This is a genomic window from Mycobacterium sp. EPa45 (assembly GCF_001021385.1).
GTDB lineage: Bacteria > Actinomycetota > Actinomycetes > Mycobacteriales > Mycobacteriaceae > Mycobacterium.
On the sequence record NZ_CP011773.1, the window covers coordinates 3,875,323 to 3,891,022 of the forward strand.

General features: G+C 69.8%; 13 protein-coding genes and 1 pseudogene. All 14 read right to left on the reverse strand.

Translation table 11 applies throughout. The annotated features are described in order from the left end of the window. Positions 1 to 12 precede the first annotated feature (12 nt). Positions 13 to 837 (reverse strand): DivIVA domain-containing protein, encoded by an 825-nt coding sequence (locus AB431_RS18570; RefSeq protein WP_047333561.1) that lies wholly within the window; start codon positions 835 to 837, stop codon positions 13 to 15. A 202-nt stretch (positions 838 to 1,039) separates the two neighbouring features. Continuing rightward, a complete protein-coding gene (locus tag AB431_RS18575; RefSeq protein ID WP_047331178.1) occupies positions 1,040 to 1,330 on the reverse strand; it encodes a YggT family protein in 291 nt (96 codons plus the stop codon). A gap of 123 nt (positions 1,331 to 1,453) precedes the next feature. Continuing rightward, positions 1,454 to 2,125, reverse strand: a complete 672-nt coding sequence (locus tag AB431_RS18580; RefSeq protein WP_047331179.1) for a cell division protein SepF — start codon at positions 2,123 to 2,125, stop codon at positions 1,454 to 1,456. 64 nt (positions 2,126 to 2,189) lie between these two features. After that, positions 2,190 to 2,927: a YggS family pyridoxal phosphate-dependent enzyme gene (locus AB431_RS18585; protein WP_047331180.1), complete on the reverse strand. Its 738-nt coding sequence runs from the start codon at positions 2,925 to 2,927 to the stop codon at positions 2,190 to 2,192. After that, positions 2,924 to 3,631 carry a peptidoglycan editing factor PgeF gene (gene pgeF, locus AB431_RS18590; protein WP_047331181.1) on the reverse strand — a complete coding sequence of 236 codons (708 nt, stop codon included), beginning with the start codon at positions 3,629 to 3,631 and terminating at the stop codon, positions 2,924 to 2,926. The genes AB431_RS18585 and pgeF overlap by 4 nt, the downstream gene beginning before the upstream one ends. Before the next feature lie 30 nt (positions 3,632 to 3,661). Further along, positions 3,662 to 4,819 (reverse strand): cell division protein FtsZ, encoded by a 1,158-nt coding sequence (gene ftsZ / locus AB431_RS18595; protein ID WP_047331182.1) that lies wholly within the window; start codon positions 4,817 to 4,819, stop codon positions 3,662 to 3,664. A 168-nt stretch (positions 4,820 to 4,987) separates the two neighbouring features. Continuing rightward, on the reverse strand, positions 4,988 to 5,935 hold the full coding sequence (locus AB431_RS18600; protein ID WP_082135727.1) for a cell division protein FtsQ/DivIB: 948 nt from the start codon (positions 5,933 to 5,935) through the stop codon (positions 4,988 to 4,990). Continuing rightward, on the reverse strand, positions 5,905 to 7,374 hold the full coding sequence (gene murC / locus AB431_RS18605; RefSeq protein WP_047331184.1) for a UDP-N-acetylmuramate--L-alanine ligase: 1,470 nt from the start codon (positions 7,372 to 7,374) through the stop codon (positions 5,905 to 5,907). The genes AB431_RS18600 and murC overlap by 31 nt, the downstream gene beginning before the upstream one ends. Beyond that, the gene (murG, locus tag AB431_RS18610; RefSeq protein WP_082135728.1) at positions 7,371 to 8,492 is read right to left on the reverse strand and encodes an undecaprenyldiphospho-muramoylpentapeptide beta-N-acetylglucosaminyltransferase; all 1,122 of its coding nucleotides are present in this window, start codon (positions 8,490 to 8,492) and stop codon (positions 7,371 to 7,373) included. The genes murC and murG overlap by 4 nt, the downstream gene beginning before the upstream one ends. Beyond that, positions 8,468 to 10,108: a putative lipid II flippase FtsW gene (ftsW, locus tag AB431_RS18615; protein WP_082135914.1), complete on the reverse strand. Its 1,641-nt coding sequence runs from the start codon at positions 10,106 to 10,108 to the stop codon at positions 8,468 to 8,470. The genes murG and ftsW overlap by 25 nt, the downstream gene beginning before the upstream one ends. A gap of 14 nt (positions 10,109 to 10,122) precedes the next feature. After that, complete coding sequence (gene murD / locus AB431_RS18620; protein WP_047331185.1) at positions 10,123 to 11,583, reverse strand: UDP-N-acetylmuramoyl-L-alanine--D-glutamate ligase; 1,461 nt, start codon at positions 11,581 to 11,583, stop codon at positions 10,123 to 10,125. A gap of 1 nt (position 11,584) precedes the next feature. After that, entirely contained in the window at positions 11,585 to 12,664 is a 1,080-nt protein-coding gene (gene mraY, locus AB431_RS18625; RefSeq protein WP_047331186.1) for a phospho-N-acetylmuramoyl-pentapeptide-transferase, read from the reverse strand. Further along, positions 12,661 to 14,142, reverse strand: coding sequence for a UDP-N-acetylmuramoyl-tripeptide--D-alanyl-D-alanine ligase (gene murF, locus AB431_RS18630; RefSeq protein WP_047333564.1), 1,482 nt, complete (start codon positions 14,140 to 14,142; stop codon positions 12,661 to 12,663). The genes mraY and murF overlap by 4 nt, the downstream gene beginning before the upstream one ends. Continuing rightward, positions 14,139 to 15,681 (reverse strand): annotated as a pseudogene (locus AB431_RS30045) (UDP-N-acetylmuramoyl-L-alanyl-D-glutamate--2,6-diaminopimelate ligase). Before AB431_RS30045 ends, murF begins: the two are co-directional and overlap by 4 nt. Between the last annotated feature and the right edge of the window lie 19 nt (positions 15,682 to 15,700).

Below are 15,700 nucleotides of genomic sequence, written 5' to 3' on the forward strand. Positions count from 1 at the left end.
CGCGCGCAGCGCTCAGTTGTTGCCCCGGTTGAACTGGTTGAACCCGCCACCGTCGCTGGCGGCACCGGAATCGACCGGTGCGGCCGAGCCGCGCTGGCCGAGCTCCTCGAGCTGGGACTCCAGGTAGGTCTTGAGCCGGGTGCGGTATTCGCGCTCGAACGTCCGCAGCTGCTCCAGCCGTCCTTCCAGGACAGTGCGCTGCTGGTTGATGGTGCCCATGATCTCGGTGTGCTTGCGCTCGGCGTCGGCCTGCAGCGCGTCGGCCTTCTCCTGGGCCTGCCGCAGCTGGGTCTCCGACCGGTTCTGCGCGTCACTGAGCAGGGCATCGGCGCGCTGCTTGGCGTCGGCGACCGTGGTCTCCGCGGTGTGGCGAGCCTCCGAGAGGATCTGGTCGGCATTGCTGCGCGCGTCGGCCAGCAGCTTGTCGGCCTCGGCCTTGGCGGTGCCGGTCAACCGGTCCGCGGTGTCCTGGGCCAGGGCCAGCACCCGAGCGGCCTTGATCGCCTGCTCCTCGCTGGCAGCCGGGCTCGGCGCGGGTGCAGGCGCCGGGGCGGCCTGCGGGGCCGGAGCCGGGGTGGGCTCGGGTTCCGGCTCGGGCTGATACAGCGGGATGGCCTGGGTGGGCTGCGGGACCGCGCCGCCGGAGCGGGCGGCGGACAGCTCCTGGTCGAGCTCGGAGACCCGCTGGCGCAGATCCGAGTTCTCTTCGATGAGCCGCGTCAGCTCGTTCTCCACCAGGTCGAGGAAGGCGTCGACCTCGTCCTCGTTGTAGCCTCGCTTGCCGATGGGCGGCTTGCTGAATGCCACATTGTGCACGTCGGCCGGTGTAAGCGGCATCATCTGCCCCCTCGGGTCTGGGCGTTAACCGTCTGCAAAAGTGTAGAACGCGTCCAACGTTCGGTCCGTACTGTAACTGGCGTCCATCCTGTCACACCAGAACCGTCAGTCCGATAAATAAGAGCGATTTTCAATCTTTCGATACCACTCGCACGGCGTGGCTAATCGCGATTCACGACTCAATGAGGTATTTTTCCCGCCCTCAGGCGGCAGCGCCGAATGCCAGCTGCATTCCGATGAACGCCACCAGCAGCAGCACCATGATCGACAGGTCGAACCGGACCGCGCCGATGGTCAACTGCGGAATAAGTCGACGTAGCAGCTTCACCGGTGGGTCGGTGATCGTCATGATCAATTCGAGGATCACCACGGTTACACCCCGCGGGTGCCAGTCCCGGCTGAACGACCGGATGAACTCGACGACGACCCGGGCGATCAGGAGCAGCCAGAACACAAACAGCGCGAAGCCCAGAATTTCGAAGAACAGCGACAACTAGAGCCGGTCCTTAATCAACAGCGGATGTGACATTGCCGACATCGCTGGTTTGGGGCCAGCGCGACGCAGTCAGCCTACCTAAGTCTGTCGGCGCCCCTCGACGCCGAGCACCCGGCCTGCTTACTGGTAGCTGTAGAAACCCGCTTCGGCGATCCGGCGGCGCTCCTCGGCGCTGACGTCGACGTCGGCCGGCGAGAGCAGGAACACCTTCGTTGCCACCTTGTCGAAGGACCCCCGCAGCGCGAAGGCCAGGCCGGCGGCGAAGTCGACGAGCCGCTTGGCGTCGGCGTTGTCCATCGAGACCAGGTCCATGATCACCGGCTGGCCGTCGCGGAAGCGCTCACCGATGGTGCGGGCCTCGCTGTAGTCCTTGGGGCGCAGCGTGGTGATCTTCGACAGCGGGCTGCCGGCCTCGAACAGTTCGGCCATCCGGCGAGGGTCCATCGCCAGGGCGCCACGGGTCGAGCCGCGCAGCGCGCCGAACCGCGAGGCGCGCGGCATGTCGTGGGGGTGCTCGAATTCCCGCGGGCGGAACCGCGGCTCGTCGCCGTACTGGGCGCGGAAGCCGCCCGTCGGCGCGTAGTCGGCCTCACGCGGGTCGTCGTACTCGCGACCCATCCGGGGGTCGCGGTCCTCGTAGCGACCCGGACGCTCGTACTCGTCGTCGGCGAAGCGCTCACGGCGGGCGTAACCGCGGTGAGCGCCGCGGTCGTCATCGTCGTAGTACTCGTCGTCATAGTCGTCCATCGGAGCCATACCGAAGTAGGCCTTGACCTTGTGGAGAGTGCTCATCGCTGGACCCTTCTGAAGCCGTGAAGTTCGGTGTCTGTGATGAAGATGTGACTGGAGTGACTACTCAGGGAGACGTTAGAGGACGTTGTCCCATAAGCGCGGTTCCGACACGCACACACGTTGATCCGTGTCGCACCGCCGCTTCCAGGTCACCCGACATCCCCGCCGACAACGCTGTCGCCTCCGGGTGATTGACCAATATCCGGCGGTGCTCTTCGGCCAGCGCCGCGAACGCCGTGTCGGGGTCGGCACCCAGTGGCGGGATGGCCATCAACCCGGTCAGCCGCAATCCCCCGGCTTGCGCGACCTGTGCGCACAATTCGTCCACCGCGCCTGAATCGCCGATGTCCACACCGCCGCGGGAGGTGTCGCCGTCGAGGCTGATCTGGATGAAGACGTTGACGGGTGCGGTCCGGATGCCCTCGTCGATGGCGTGCGCGGCACCGCGATCCAGCGCGGCGGCCACCTTCGCCGTGCTCAGCGAGTGGACTGTGTCCGCCCATCCCGCAATTGCCTTGGCCTTGTTGCGCTGGATCTGGCCGACCATGTGCCAGCGGACGTCACGTGCTGCGGTGAGGTCGGTGAATTCGGCGATCTTGGCCGAAGCTTCCTGTTCGCGGGATTCGCCGAACGTCCGGCAGCCCAGCCGCCACAAGATCGCGACGTCGGTGGCCGGGAAGAACTTGGTGATCGGCAGCAGGTCGATCTCGTCGACATCCCGGCCGGCATCCCGTGCGGCGGCCGAGAGCCGGTCCTGCAGCGCGGCCAGCGCGGTGGCGAGCTCGGCTTCCCGGTCGGTCATTCCATCCACACCAGACAGGCGAGTCGACCGGTCGGGGCATCACGACGGTGGCTGAACAACTTCGGGTCGGTCACCGTGCAGCGCGGGTCGGCGTCGATGGCTTCCACACCGGCATCGATCAACTGCCGGGCGATCCCCGCCCGCAGGTCCAGCCCCGGTGTGCCTTTGGCGGTCCGAGTCCGGCTGCCGGGCAGCCGCGCTTCGACGTCGGCTGCCATCTGCGCGGGCACCTCATAGTTGGCGCCGCTGACGGCCGGGCCCAGCAACACCGAGATGTCCTGCGTGTGCGCGCCATTGGCCAACATGGTCTCCAGGGTCCGCAGCACCACACCGTCGGCGGCACCCACCCGTCCGGCGTGGACGGCGGCCACCACCCCGGCGCGGGCGTCGGACATCAGCACAGGCACGCAATCGGCGGTCACCACGGCGAGCGCCAACTGCGGCGTCGTGGTCACCAGCGCGTCGGTGTCGTCGACGGCATCGGTACGAGGCCCATCGACGAGGGCTACATGATCGCTGTGGGTCTGGTTCATCCACACCACGTGGTCCTCGGCCAGCCCGATCGCGGCGGCCAGCCGTTTCCGATTGGCCGCAACGGCTTTCGGATCGTCGCCCACGTGATCACCGAGGTTGAAGGTGTCGAACGGCGGCGCCGAGACACCACCGGCGCGGGTGGTGGTCACGCGACGGATGCGAACAGTCACAGACCCAGTATTGCGGGGGTGCCGAACGGGTCAGTGCCGCATGAACGGCGGCACGTCGACGTCGTCGTCGGAGATACCGCCGTCGTCGCCACCGCCGATGCTGACCGTCGCGCCGTTGGTGTGCACCGGCACGCTGGCGGGATCGCTCGGATCGAAGAGCGAGGAGCTGAGCTTGCCTGCCGCACCGGGAACGATCCCCTGGCCGGTCGTCGGGGTACCGACCACCGGCTTGCGGCTCGGGGTGGCCGACTCGAAGCCGGCGGCGATCACGGTCACGCGCACCTCGTCACCGAGCGAATCGTCGATCACGGTGCCGAAGATGATGTTGGCCTCGGCGTGCGCGGCCTCTTGGACCAGCGAGGCGGCCTCGTTGATCTCGAACAGACCGAGGTCGCTGCCGCCGGCCACCGACAGCAGCACGCCCTGGGCGCCCTCCATCGACGCTTCCAGCAGCGGGGAGTTGATCGCGATCTCGGCGGCCTTGAGCGCGCGGCCGTCACCGCGGGCCGAGCCGATGCCCATCAGCGCGGTGCCCGCCCCGCTCATGACGCCCTTGACGTCGGCGAAGTCGACGTTGATCAGGCCGGGGGTGGTGATCAGGTCGGTGATGCCCTGGACACCGTTGAGCAGTACCTCGTCGGCGCTGCGGAAGGCATCCATCAGCGAGACCTGGGCGTCGCCCATCTGCAGCAGCCGGTCATTGGGGATGACGATCAGGGTGTCGCAGCTCTCGCGCAACGCCTGGATGCCGTTCTCGGCCTGGTTGGAGCGGCGTTTGCCCTCGAAGGAGAACGGCCGGGTCACCACACCGACGGTCAGCGCGCCCAGCTTGCGGGCGATGTTGGCGACGACGGGTGCGCCGCCGGTACCCGTGCCGCCGCCCTCACCTGCGGTGACGAAGACCATGTCGGCGCCGCGCAGCAGTTCCTCGATCTCGTCCTTGGCGTCCTCGGCAGCCTTACGGCCGACCTCGGGGTCGGCGCCGGCGCCGAGACCGCGGGTCGATTCACGGCCGACGTCGAGCTTGACGTCGGCGTCGCTCATCAACAGCGCTTGCGCGTCGGTGTTGATCGCGATGAACTCCACGCCCTTGAGTCCCTGCTCGATCATTCGGTTGACGGCGTTGACGCCGCCGCCGCCGATGCCAACGACCTTGATGACGGCGAGGTAGTTATGCGGGGGGGTCATCGTCTGTCTTCCTCCCAGGTGGGGATCGGGTCTCTACGACTCTTCCCGGCAAACCCTAAACCTCAACCAGAGATTTAGAGTTATGTCAAGTAGTGCCGTGTGAACAGAACGGTATGGCCGGTGGGGGCTGGATGTGGGAGGCGCGCCGGGGTGTCGCGAGCGAATTTCTCACTTCACCGTCGGCAGATCCGGGCTGGACACGTCGTAGACCTTGCCGGGCTGAGTGAGCAGCGCGGCCAGCTTCTCCGCCTTCTCCTCGGTACGGTCCGTCGTGCCCCACACCGCCGTGCGGCCGTCGGTCAGCGTCAGCGTCACCGACGCGACCGACGGCGCAGCCACCCGGCTCACCTGCGCCACGACCTCCGGGCGCAACGCCGTCATCACCTCGAGCGCGGCACGCGTGGGCGGGTCGCTCGGGCCGGGGCGGTCAACGTCGATATAAGGCAGTCCGGGCGGCGGCGGAGCGGTCGCGAAATCCACGCCGTCGCGGTCGAACAGGTGCGGTCCGTCGGGATAGTCCTTCACCACGATCGGGATGCGCTCGACGATCGTGATCCGCAACGTGGACGGATACTCGCGCTGCACCCGCGCGCTGGCCACCCGCCGGATACCGGCCACCCGATCCGCCACCTGGTCGGTGTTGACCTGCAGCAGTGGCGTACCCAACTTGACCTTCGCGGCGTCGACGACCTCCTCGCGAGTCACCGCACCGATCCCGGTGATCACCAGCGAGCGCGCCGACATGGCCGGCGTGAAATAGAGGATCAGCCCCAGACCCACGCTGATGATCGTCAGCACGATCAGCCAGACCAACAGCCTCAGGCCTCGAACGGTCCTCTTGCCCAAGGCTTTCGGCGACTCCACCGGCTGACCGTGCACCCGCCGTTTGGCCTCGCGGCGGGCCTCTTCGATTGCGGTCGCACGGGCCTGTGCGGCACGGCGCTCGGCACGCTCGCGGCGCTCCCGCATGCGGGGGCCTTCGTGCTTGTCGTCGTCGAGATCGACGTTCTGCGCGTCGTCACTCGCACTTTCACTGCCATCTGTCGGTTTGGGCAGGATGGGCGGCCCCTCGGCCCCGTCTTCGCTCACCACGAGCGATTCGCCTTGGCCTGCAATGCCGTCAGGATCTCCTGTCCCAGCATCGTCACGTCCCCGGCACCCATGGTGACCACGACATCACCCGGGCGGGCCGCCGCCGCCACCTGCGCGGCCACCGCCGAGAAGTCGGCGACGTAGTGCACCGGGACGCTGACGTGCTGGGCGACCGTCGCCCCGCTGATCCCGGCGATCGGCTGTTCACGTGCGGCGTAGACGTCGAGTACGAATACCTCGTCGGCGATGTCCAATGCGGTGCCGAAGTCACGGGCGAAAGTCTTTGTGCGCGAATACAAGTGCGGTTGGAACACCACGATGCTGCGGGCGCCGACGATCGTCGGGTGCCCGGTGCGATCCTGCTGGGCGACCGCTCGCAGCGCGGTCAGCGCGGCCCTGACCTCGGTCGGATGATGGGCATAGTCGTCGAAGACCCGAACCCCGTTGGCAGTCCCGACCAGCTCGAACCGCCGTCGCACGCCTTCGAAGCCGGCCAGCCCGTCGAGTACCTCGTCGACCGGGGCACCGCCCTCGACCGCGGCCAGCAACGCGGCCAGGGCGTTGAGCGCCATGTGCCGGCCCGGCACCGCCAGCCGCATCACCCGCTGGTGCGCCTCGCCGGCCAGCTGGATTGTGGCCACCGCGCCGGTGCCGTGCTGCTCCCAGCCGACCAGCGCACCCGCCAAACCGTCATCGGCGCCCCCACCGTAGCGCAGCACCCGAACCCCCAGTGCCGCACTGCGTTCGGCCAACGCGGCCGCACCCGGGTCGTCGGCGCACACCACCAGAGCGCCGCCGGGGGCCAGCCGCTCGACGAACGCGTCGAACACCTCGCTGTAGGCCTCGACGCTGCCGAAGAAGTCGAGATGGTCGGCCTCGATATTGGTCACCACCGCCACATCGGGGGTGTACTCGAGCAGCGAGCCGTCGCTTTCGTCGGCCTCGGCGACGAAGCAATCGCCACTTCCGTTGTGCGCGTTCGTACCTGCCTCACCGAGGTCGCCGCCAACGGCGAACGACGGGTCCAGCCCGGCATGCTGCAGCGCGACGATCAACATCGAGGTCGTCGTGGTCTTGCCATGCGTGCCGGTGACCATCAGCGTGCGGAAGCCGGCCATCAGCTTGGCCAGCACCACCGGGCGCAGGATCACCGGGATCGCCCGCTTACGCGCCTCGACGAGCTCGGGGTTGGTCTTCGGGATCGCGGCATGGGTGGTGATCACCGCCGTCGGACCGCCCGGCAGCAGATCGAGATTCCCGGCGTCGTGGCCGATGCTGATCACCGCGCCGCGCGCTCGCAACGCGACGACACCGCGCGACTCCTTGGCGTCGGATCCCGACACCAGACCGCCGCGGTCCAGCAGGATCCGGGCGATCCCGGACATCCCCGCGCCGCCGATGCCGACCATGTGCACCCGCTGCAATTCCGGCGGCAGTTCCCTGGGCCCCTTCGGCGCGGTCATCGGCGGCCCTCCCGCGCGATGTCCAGGGCCACCTCGGCCACCCGTTGCGCCGCGTCCCGGTGCCCGACCCGCGCGGCCGCCGCCGTCATCGCCTGCAGGCGCGGCGCGTCGGTCAGAAGACCGACCACCTCGCGGGCGACGAAGTCTCCGGTGAGCTGCGCATCGTCGACCAGCAGCCCGCCGCCGGGGTCGACCACGGGCAGCGCATTGAGCCGCTGCTCGCCGTTGCCGATCGGCAGCGGCACGTAGACGGCGGGCAAGCCGACCGCGGCGACCTCGGCCACCGTCATCGCACCGGACCGGCAGATGGCCAGGTCGGCGGCGGCGTACGCCAGGTCCATCCGGTCCAGGTACGGCACCGCGACGTAGGGCGGATCGCCGGGCTGCGGGCTGCGCAGGTCGAGGGAGTTCTTCGGCCCGTGCGCATGCAGGACCGAGATCCCGGCGGCGGCCAGCTCGCCCGCGGCCGCCGATACCGCGCGGTTGATCGACGCCGCGCCCTGCGAGCCACCGAACACCAGCAGCACGGTCGCGTCATCGGCGAAGCCGAAGTGCTCGCGGGCCTGGGCACGCAAAGCGACGCGATCCAGCGAGCTGATCGACGCGCGCACCGGCATGCCCACCACCTCGGCGTGCCGCAGTCCCGAGCCGGGCACCGCCGCCAGCACCTTGCGCGCGGTACGGGCGCCGAGCTTGTTCGCGATACCGGCGCGCGCGTTGGCCTCGTGCACGACGACCGGAACGCGACGACGTGCGGCCAGGTAGGCGGGAACAGCCACGTAACCGCCGAAGCCGATCACCACGTCGGCGTCGACGTCGTCGAGCACGGCCCGGGTTTCCCGCACCGCGCGACGGACTCGCAGCGGCAATCGCACCAGGTCACCGCTGAGTTTGCGCGGCAGCGGAACGGGGGTGATCAGTTCGAGATCGTAGCCCCGGTCGGGTACCAACCGGGTCTCCAGCCCGCGCGGGGTCCCCAGCGCGGTGATCCGGACGTCGGGATCCAGGGCCCTCAGTGCGTCAGCCACCGCCATTGCCGGTTCGACATGCCCTGCGGTGCCTCCACCAGCAAGGACGACCGACACCGAGACACTCACCCGTAACGCTGACCTTCCAATGTGCGCGACCGCCGTGCGCGGCTGCTCCCCGGATCCGGATGCTGCGCGCTGTTACGCGGAGCGTCACCATGATGCCCTGAGCGCCGGGTGGGTCGCTTGGCCGTCCGGCTTTTTGCGCCGACAGCGGCGCGGTCTCGGGCGGCTTGGGGTTTGCGGGCCGGTTTCTTGGCAGGCTTTTTCTCCGGCCGGGCGGCCTTGGCCGGTTTGGCGGACTTCGGGGTCCCGGACTTGGTGCGCAACCGGTCGCGCACCGCCTCCACCCGCGAGGGTACGTAGGGCTCGGGCAACGGCAGCCGCAGAATCCGGTTCATCCGGTCTTCGCGGCCGGCCCGCAGGGCGGCCACCGCCTCGGGTTCGTGACGGGCGGCATTGGCCATCAGACCGATCATGAAAAGTGTTGTTGCCGTGGATGTTCCGCCCGCCGAGATGAGCGGCAGCTGGATACCCGTGACCGGCAGCAGGCCGATGACGTAACCGACGTTGATGAAGACCTGGCCGACCACCCACATGGTCGCCGACGCGGTCAGCAGCCGCAGGAACGGATCGGCCGAGCGCCGGGCGATCCGCATGCCGGTGTAGGCGAACAACCCGAACAGCGCCAGCAGCCCGAAGGCCCCCACGAAGCCCAGCTCCTCGCCGATGATCGCGAAGATGAAGTCGTTGTGGGCGTTGGGCAGGTAGTTCCACTTCGCGGTGCCCTGGCCGAGCCCGTCGCCGAAGACGCCACCGTTGGCCAGCGCGAACTTGGCCTGACGGGCCTGGTATCCCGACCCCTGCGCATCGGCGCCGGGATCCAGCCAGGACCGCACCCGGTCAGAGCGGTAGCCCTCGGAGACCGCCAGTACGGCGGCGGCGGCAACCGCCGCCCCGAGCGAGGTGACGAACACCTTCAGCGGCAGGCCGGCATACCAGAGCAGCGCCAGCAGGATGATGCCCAGCGACACGGTCTGCCCCAGGTCGGGCTGGGCGACGATCAGCACCAGCGCAACGACAGCCGCCGGGATGAGCGGGATCAGCAGTTCGCGCAGCGAGGCGTGCTCCAGGCGGCGGGTCGCCAGCAGGTGCGCGCCCCAGATCGCGAACGCGATCTTGGTGAGCTCCGAGGGCTGCATCGACAAGCCGGCGACGACGAACCAGCCGCGAGAACCATTGGACTCGTGGCCGATGCCCGGGATCAGCACCAGCACCAGCATGACGATCGTGATCGCGAATGCGGAGAACGCGGTGCGGCGCAGGAACCTGACCGGCAGCCGCAGTGCAATCCAGCAGGCGAACAGGCCCAGGATCGTCCACATCACCTGGCGGCCGAAGATCGCCCAGGGTGAGCCGTCCTCGTCGTAGGAGTGCACCCCGGACGCGGACAGCACCATCGTGAGACCGAGGGTGACCAGCAGCGCGGCCACCGAGATGATCAGGTGGAACGACGTCATCGGCCGGCCCAGCCAGGCGCCGAACCTGCGGTGCACCTCGAACCGGTTCTTGGCGGGCGCCGCGGCCACAGCTACCGGCGTGGTGGTGACCTCGGCGTCGGTGGCGTCCGTCGGCTCGACCGCATCGGTGTCGGGTGTGATGTCGGCGGCATCCGACCAGCCACGACGGCGCAGCCGGGACAGCATCTTGGCCACGGCGTCTACCGGGCCGCGGCGCGCACGGCGGTGGCGAACGCGTCGCCACGGTCGGCGTAGCCGGCGAACTGGTCGAACGACGCGCCGGCGGGGGCCAGCAACACCGTATCGCCGGTGCGGGCCAGGCTGGCGGCGGCGGCAACGACCTCGGTCATCACCCGGGCGCCCAGGCCCGGAGCGGAGGCGTCGACCACTCGAGTCTCGTGAGTAACACCTGACTCATTGGTCTCATGCACCACAGCATCCTCCCGCGTCACCACCTCGATGACGGGGACATCGGGCGCGTGTCGCGATAACGCCTCGGCAACCACCGCGCGGTCCTGCCCGATCAGCACCGCACCGGCCAGCCGATCCGCGGCCCGGACGACCAGTTCGTCGACGGAGGCGCCCTTGAGCAGGCCGCCTGCCACCCACACCACTCGCGGGTAGGCGGTGATCGACGCCTGCGCCGCATGCGGGTTGGTCGCCTTCGAGTCGTCGACGTACGCCACGCCGTCGACGACAGCAACCCGTTCGGCACGGTGGCGGCCGACCCGGAAGTGCGCAAGTGCGTCGGCGATCGAGGCGGGCGCGACGCCGACGGCGCGGGCCAGCGCGGCCGCGCCGAGTGCGTCGAGAACCCCGACCGGGCCGGCAACCGGGATCGAGGCGACAGGTGCGAGGTCGAGGTCTCCGCCGAACGCGCGGTCGACGAGCATGCCGTGTCGGACGCCGAGCTCCCCTGCTGTCGGCTCCCCCAGCCGGAAACCCACCTTGACGGGTGCGGCGGCGTGCGGCAGCAGGCCGGCCGCGACCGGATCGTCGATCCCGACCACCGCCACCCGGCCATCGAGCACTCGCGCCTTGGCACTGGCGTAGGCATCCATCGATCCGTGCCAGTCCAGGTGGTCCTCGGCCACGTTGAGCACCACGCCCGCCTCGGGGCGCAGCGACGGCGCCCAGAACAGCTGGAAGCTGGACAGTTCCACGGCCAGCACATCGACCGGCTCGCCGAGCACGTCGAGCACCGGGTCGCCGATGTTGCCGCACAGCGCCGCACGGCGGCCGTCGGCGACCAGCATGGCGTGCAGCATCGAGGTCGTGGTGGTCTTGCCGTTGGTGCCGGTGACCACCAGCCAGCGCCGCGGCGGCCCGTAGTGACCGGCGGCGTCGAGTCGCCAGGCCAGTTCGACGTCGCCCCAGATCGGGACCCCGGCGGCGGCGGCCGCGGCCAGGACCGGGGCGGTCGGCGGGAAGCCCGGGCTGGTGACGACGAGGGCGTAGCCATCGATCGACGCGACCGCGGCGGCCGGAGTGATCGTGCCAATACCGTTGTCGGCCAACGCTTTCAGCGACTCCGCGTTGTCGTCGCAGACCTCGATGTGCACATCGAACGACGCCAGCGCCGACACCACCGCACGCCCGGTGACCCGGGCGCCCGCCACCAGCACCTGCGCCCCCGACGTCAGCGGTTCGAGCCCGGGCACGTCAGGCCCCGATGGCCGACAGCCACTCGCCGTAGAACAGGGCCACACCCAGCCCGCAGGCGATCGCGGTGAGCAGCCAGAACCGGATGATCACGGTCGTCTCCGCCCAGCCGACCAATTCGAAATGGTGGTGGAACGGCGCCATTCGGAACACCCGGCGGCCGGTGGTCCGGAAGGCCAGGATCTGGACCACCACCGAGGTCACCTCGGCCACGAACAGCGCGCCGAGCACGACCGCCAGCACCTCGGTGCGGCTGGTCACCGACAGCCCGGCGATCATGCCGCCCAGCGCCAGCGACCCGGTGTCGCCCATGAAGATCTTGGCCGGCGCGGCATTCCACCACAGAAAACCGATGCACGCCCCGGCGGTGGCCGCCGCCAGCAGCGCCAGATCCAGCGGGTCGCGCACGTTGTAGCAGCCCAGTCCGGGGGCCGTCGCGCAGGCGTTGCGGTACTGCCAGAACGTGATCAGCACGTAGGCGGCGCTGACCATGGCCATGCTGCCGCCCGCCAGCCCGTCGAGACCGTCGGTGAAATTCACCGCGTTGGACCACGCGCTGACCACAACGACGGCGAACAGCACGAACAGCAACGGGCTCAGTGTGACAGTGGCGATCTCGCGCACATACGACAGCTCGGGGCTGCCCGGGGTGAGCCCGTCGGAGTTCCGGAACTGCAGCACCAGAATGCCGAACAGCACCGCGGCGGTGATCTGCCCGACGGTCTTGGCGGTCTTGTTCAGGCCGAGGTTGCGCGAGCGCCGGATCTTGATCAGGTCGTCGACGAACCCGACCGTGCCGAGCGCCGTGGCCAGGCCGAGCACGAGCAGACCCGAGGCGGACGGGCCGTCGCCGTCGAGCGCGAGGCCTACCAGGTGGGTGCCGAAGTAGCCGGCCCAGATGCCGACCAGAATCGCAACGCCGCCCATCGAGGGTGTGCCGCGCTTGGTCTTGTGGCTCGGTGGCCCGTCCTCGCGGATCTCATGACCGAAACCCTGCCGAGTGAACAGCTTGATGAGCGCAGGCGTCAGCAGGATCGAGACCGCCAGCGCGATCGCGACGGCGACGAGGATCAACCTCATGACTCGCCCTCGGCGAGCAGGGCTTCCGCCAGCGAGCCGAGGCCCGCCGAATTGGACGCCTTGACCAGAACGACGTCACCGGGCCGCAGTTCGGCGCGCAACAGCGCCAGTGCGGCGTCGGCGTCGGCGACCATGGTGGATTCCGAACCCCAGGATCCCTCCATGACCGCCCCGTGGTGCATGGCGCTCATGGGCCTCCCGGTTCCAACGACGACGAGTCGACTGATATCTAAGCGCACGGCGAGTCGGCCGACACGATCATGCTCGGTTATCGACTCCTCCCCCAGCTCCGCCATCTCGCCGAGCACCGCCCAACTACGGCGCGGTTCACCCGAGCGTGCCATCACAGCCAGCGCCTGCAGACCGGCCTTCATCGAATCGGGGTTGGCGTTGTAGGCGTCGTTGACGACGGTGACCCCGTCGGAACGGGTGTGCACCTCCATCCGGTGCCGCGAGGCCGGGCCGGCGGCCGCCAGCGCGGCCGCCACCTGCTCGGGCGTCGCTCCGCATTCGAACGCCACCGCCGCTGCCGACAGCGCGTTGCCCACCTGGTGCTCGCCGTGCACGGCCAGCTGGACCTCGGCCCGGCCGGCCGGTGAAGTCAGCGTGAAGCGAGGGCGGGCGAGCTCGTCGAGCTCGATGTCGGACGCACGGATATCAGCAGTCTCGGACTGCCCGACCCGGACCACCCGCGCGGCCGTCCGGTCCGCCATCGCAGCCACCAGTGGGTCGTCGGCGTTCAGGATCGCCACGCCGGAGGCCGAAACAGCTTCTACGAGTTCGCCTTTCGTTGCCGCGATGACCTCACGGGAGCCGAACTCACCGAGGTGCGCGGTCCCGACGTTCAGCACCACCGCAATCGAGGGCGGCGCGATGTCGGCCAGCGCGGCGATGTTGCCGGGATGGCGTGCCGACATCTCCAGGACCAGATATTCGGTGTCCTCGGTTGCGCGCAGCACCGTCCACGGATGACCGAGTTCGTTGTTGAACGAGCCGGGCGGGGCGACCACCTCGCCGAGTGGCCGCAGCACCGCTGCGATCAGATCCTTGGTCGACGTCTTGCCCGAGGACCCGGTGAGCCCGACGATCGTCAGCCCACCGGCCACCAATTCGGCGGCGACCGCCTTGGCAAGTCGGGCCAGCGCGGCCAGCACAGCGGCCCCGGAGCCGTCCACGTCGTGTTCGAGCACCCCGGCCTCGGCGTCGGTCGCCGGCGTCGGCGGCACCACGATCGCGGGCACCCCGACCGGCCGCGCCGCGAGCACGGCGGCGGCACCCGCCGCGGCGGCGGCCTTCGCGAAGTCATGACCGTCGCTGCGGGCGCCCGGCAGCGCCAGGAACAACCCACCGGGACCGACTGCGCGCGAATCGAATTCGACGGTGCCGGTGACGAACCGGGCGGCGGCCTCCTCGGGCGTGATGTCGGCGAGCTCACCGCCGACGATCTCGGCGATCTGGGCGACGGACAGCGCGATCATTCGCCCGCTCCCCGCGCGTCGAGGGCGGCCGCGAGTTCGGCGCGGTCGTCGAACGGGCGGGTGTGCCCGGCCGCGGTCTGCCCCGTCTCGTGTGCCCTTGCCCGCGATCACCACGACGTCGCCACGCCGGGCCCAGGCCACCGCATGCCGGATCGCGGCGCGCCGGTCCCCGATCTCTACGATTTCAGCGCCCTCGGCCCCGCGAGTGCCTGCCACGATCGCGGCCCGGATGGTCGCGGGATCCTCACCCCGGGGATTGTCGTCGGTGACGATCACCAGGTCGGCCAGGTCGGCGGCGGTGCGGCCCATGGGTTCTCGCTTACCGGGATCGCGGTCACCGCCGGCGCCGAAGACCACCGCCAGCCGGCCCTGCGCGGGTTTGAGGGCTTCCAGGACGGCTCGCAGCGCCCCGGGCTTGTGCGCGTAGTCGACGACGGCAAGGAAGTCCTGCCCGCGTTCGACGGGTTCCAGCCGACCGGGCACGGATGCCTCGCGCAGCCCCGGTGCGGCCTGTTCGGGTGATACCCCGACCGCGTCGAGCATCGCCAGCGCCAGCAGCGCGTTGGCGACGTTGTAATGCCCGGGCAACCGGATCCGGAGCCGGTGGTGCACCCCGGCCGGGTCCACCGCGGTGAACTCCTGGGCGCCGCCGGCGAGCACCTCGATGTCCTCGGCGCGCCAGTTCGCCGGGCGACCGTCGGCGGACACCGTCACCGCATCGGCGGCGCGGCGGGCCATGTCACGGCCGGCGTCGTCGTCGACACAGATCACCGAGACGGCGGCGTGCGCCGGTGAGGCCGGGTCGAACAGCCGGGCCTTGGCCTCGAAATAGGCGGCCATCGTCGGATGGAAGTCGAGGTGGTCGCGGGAGAGGTTGGTGAACCCGCCGACCGCGAAGCGGATGCCGTCGGTGCGGCCGAGTTCCAGGGCGTGGCTGGAGACCTCCATGACCGCGGTGTCGACACCACGCTCGGCCATCACGGCCAGCAGCGCCTGCAGAGCCGGGGCTTCCGGGGTGGTCAGAGCGCTGGGCACGTCGTCCCCGGCGATTCGGACACCGACGGTGCCGATCAGGCCGGGTACGCGGCCGGCGGACTTCAAGCCCGCCTCGATTAGGTAGGTGGTGGTGGTCTTGCCGGACGTGCCGGTGACGCCGAGGACCACGACACGGTCCGACGGGTGGCCGTAGACAGCGGCCGCCAGCTCACCGAGAACCGCGCGGGGCTGCGGGTGCACCAGAACCGTGACGGGTGCCGGTTGGCCGACCAGGCGGTGGATGACGGCCACGCCGTCGGCGTCGGTGAGCACCGCGACGGCGCCACCCGCGATGGCCTCCCTGGCGAATTCGGCGCCGTGTGCCGACGAACCGGGCAACGCGGCGAACAGGTCACCGGCCAACGTGTCCTGGCCGCGCAGGGTGATTCCGGTGACCCGCACGTCGGGGGCGGTGCCGCCGGCCGCGGGCACCGCGCCGACACGGGCGGCCAGCGTCGGCAGGGTCAGCGCCGGCGTGGTGCGGGGCCGCAGGGCGTTGGTCATCGGATTGTCACCCTACCCA

What these genes read in the sequence shown, in the direction of transcription:
- murF (WP_047333564.1), bottom strand. Translation starts at nt 14,142, where the DNA reads ATGATCGCGCTGTCCGTCGCCCAGATCGCCGAGATCGTCGGCGGTGAG.
- AB431_RS18585 (WP_047331180.1), bottom strand. Translation starts at nt 2,927, where the DNA reads ATGACCGACCGGGAAGCCGAGCTCGCCACCGCGCTGGCCGCGCTGCAG.
- AB431_RS18570 (WP_047333561.1), bottom strand. Translation starts at nt 837, where the DNA reads ATGCCGCTTACACCGGCCGACGTGCACAATGTGGCATTCAGCAAGCCG.
- AB431_RS18580 (WP_047331179.1), bottom strand. Translation starts at nt 2,125, where the DNA reads ATGAGCACTCTCCACAAGGTCAAGGCCTACTTCGGTATGGCTCCGATG.
- murC (WP_047331184.1), bottom strand. Translation starts at nt 7,374, where the DNA reads ATGACCGCGCCGAAGGGGCCCAGGGAACTGCCGCCGGAATTGCAGCGG.
- mraY (WP_047331186.1), bottom strand. Translation starts at nt 12,664, where the DNA reads ATGAGGTTGATCCTCGTCGCCGTCGCGATCGCGCTGGCGGTCTCGATC.
- ftsW (WP_082135914.1), bottom strand. Translation starts at nt 10,108, where the DNA reads ATGCTGTCCCGGCTGCGCCGTCGTGGCTGGTCGGATGCCGCCGACATC.
- ftsZ (WP_047331182.1), bottom strand. Translation starts at nt 4,819, where the DNA reads ATGACCCCCCCGCATAACTACCTCGCCGTCATCAAGGTCGTTGGCATC.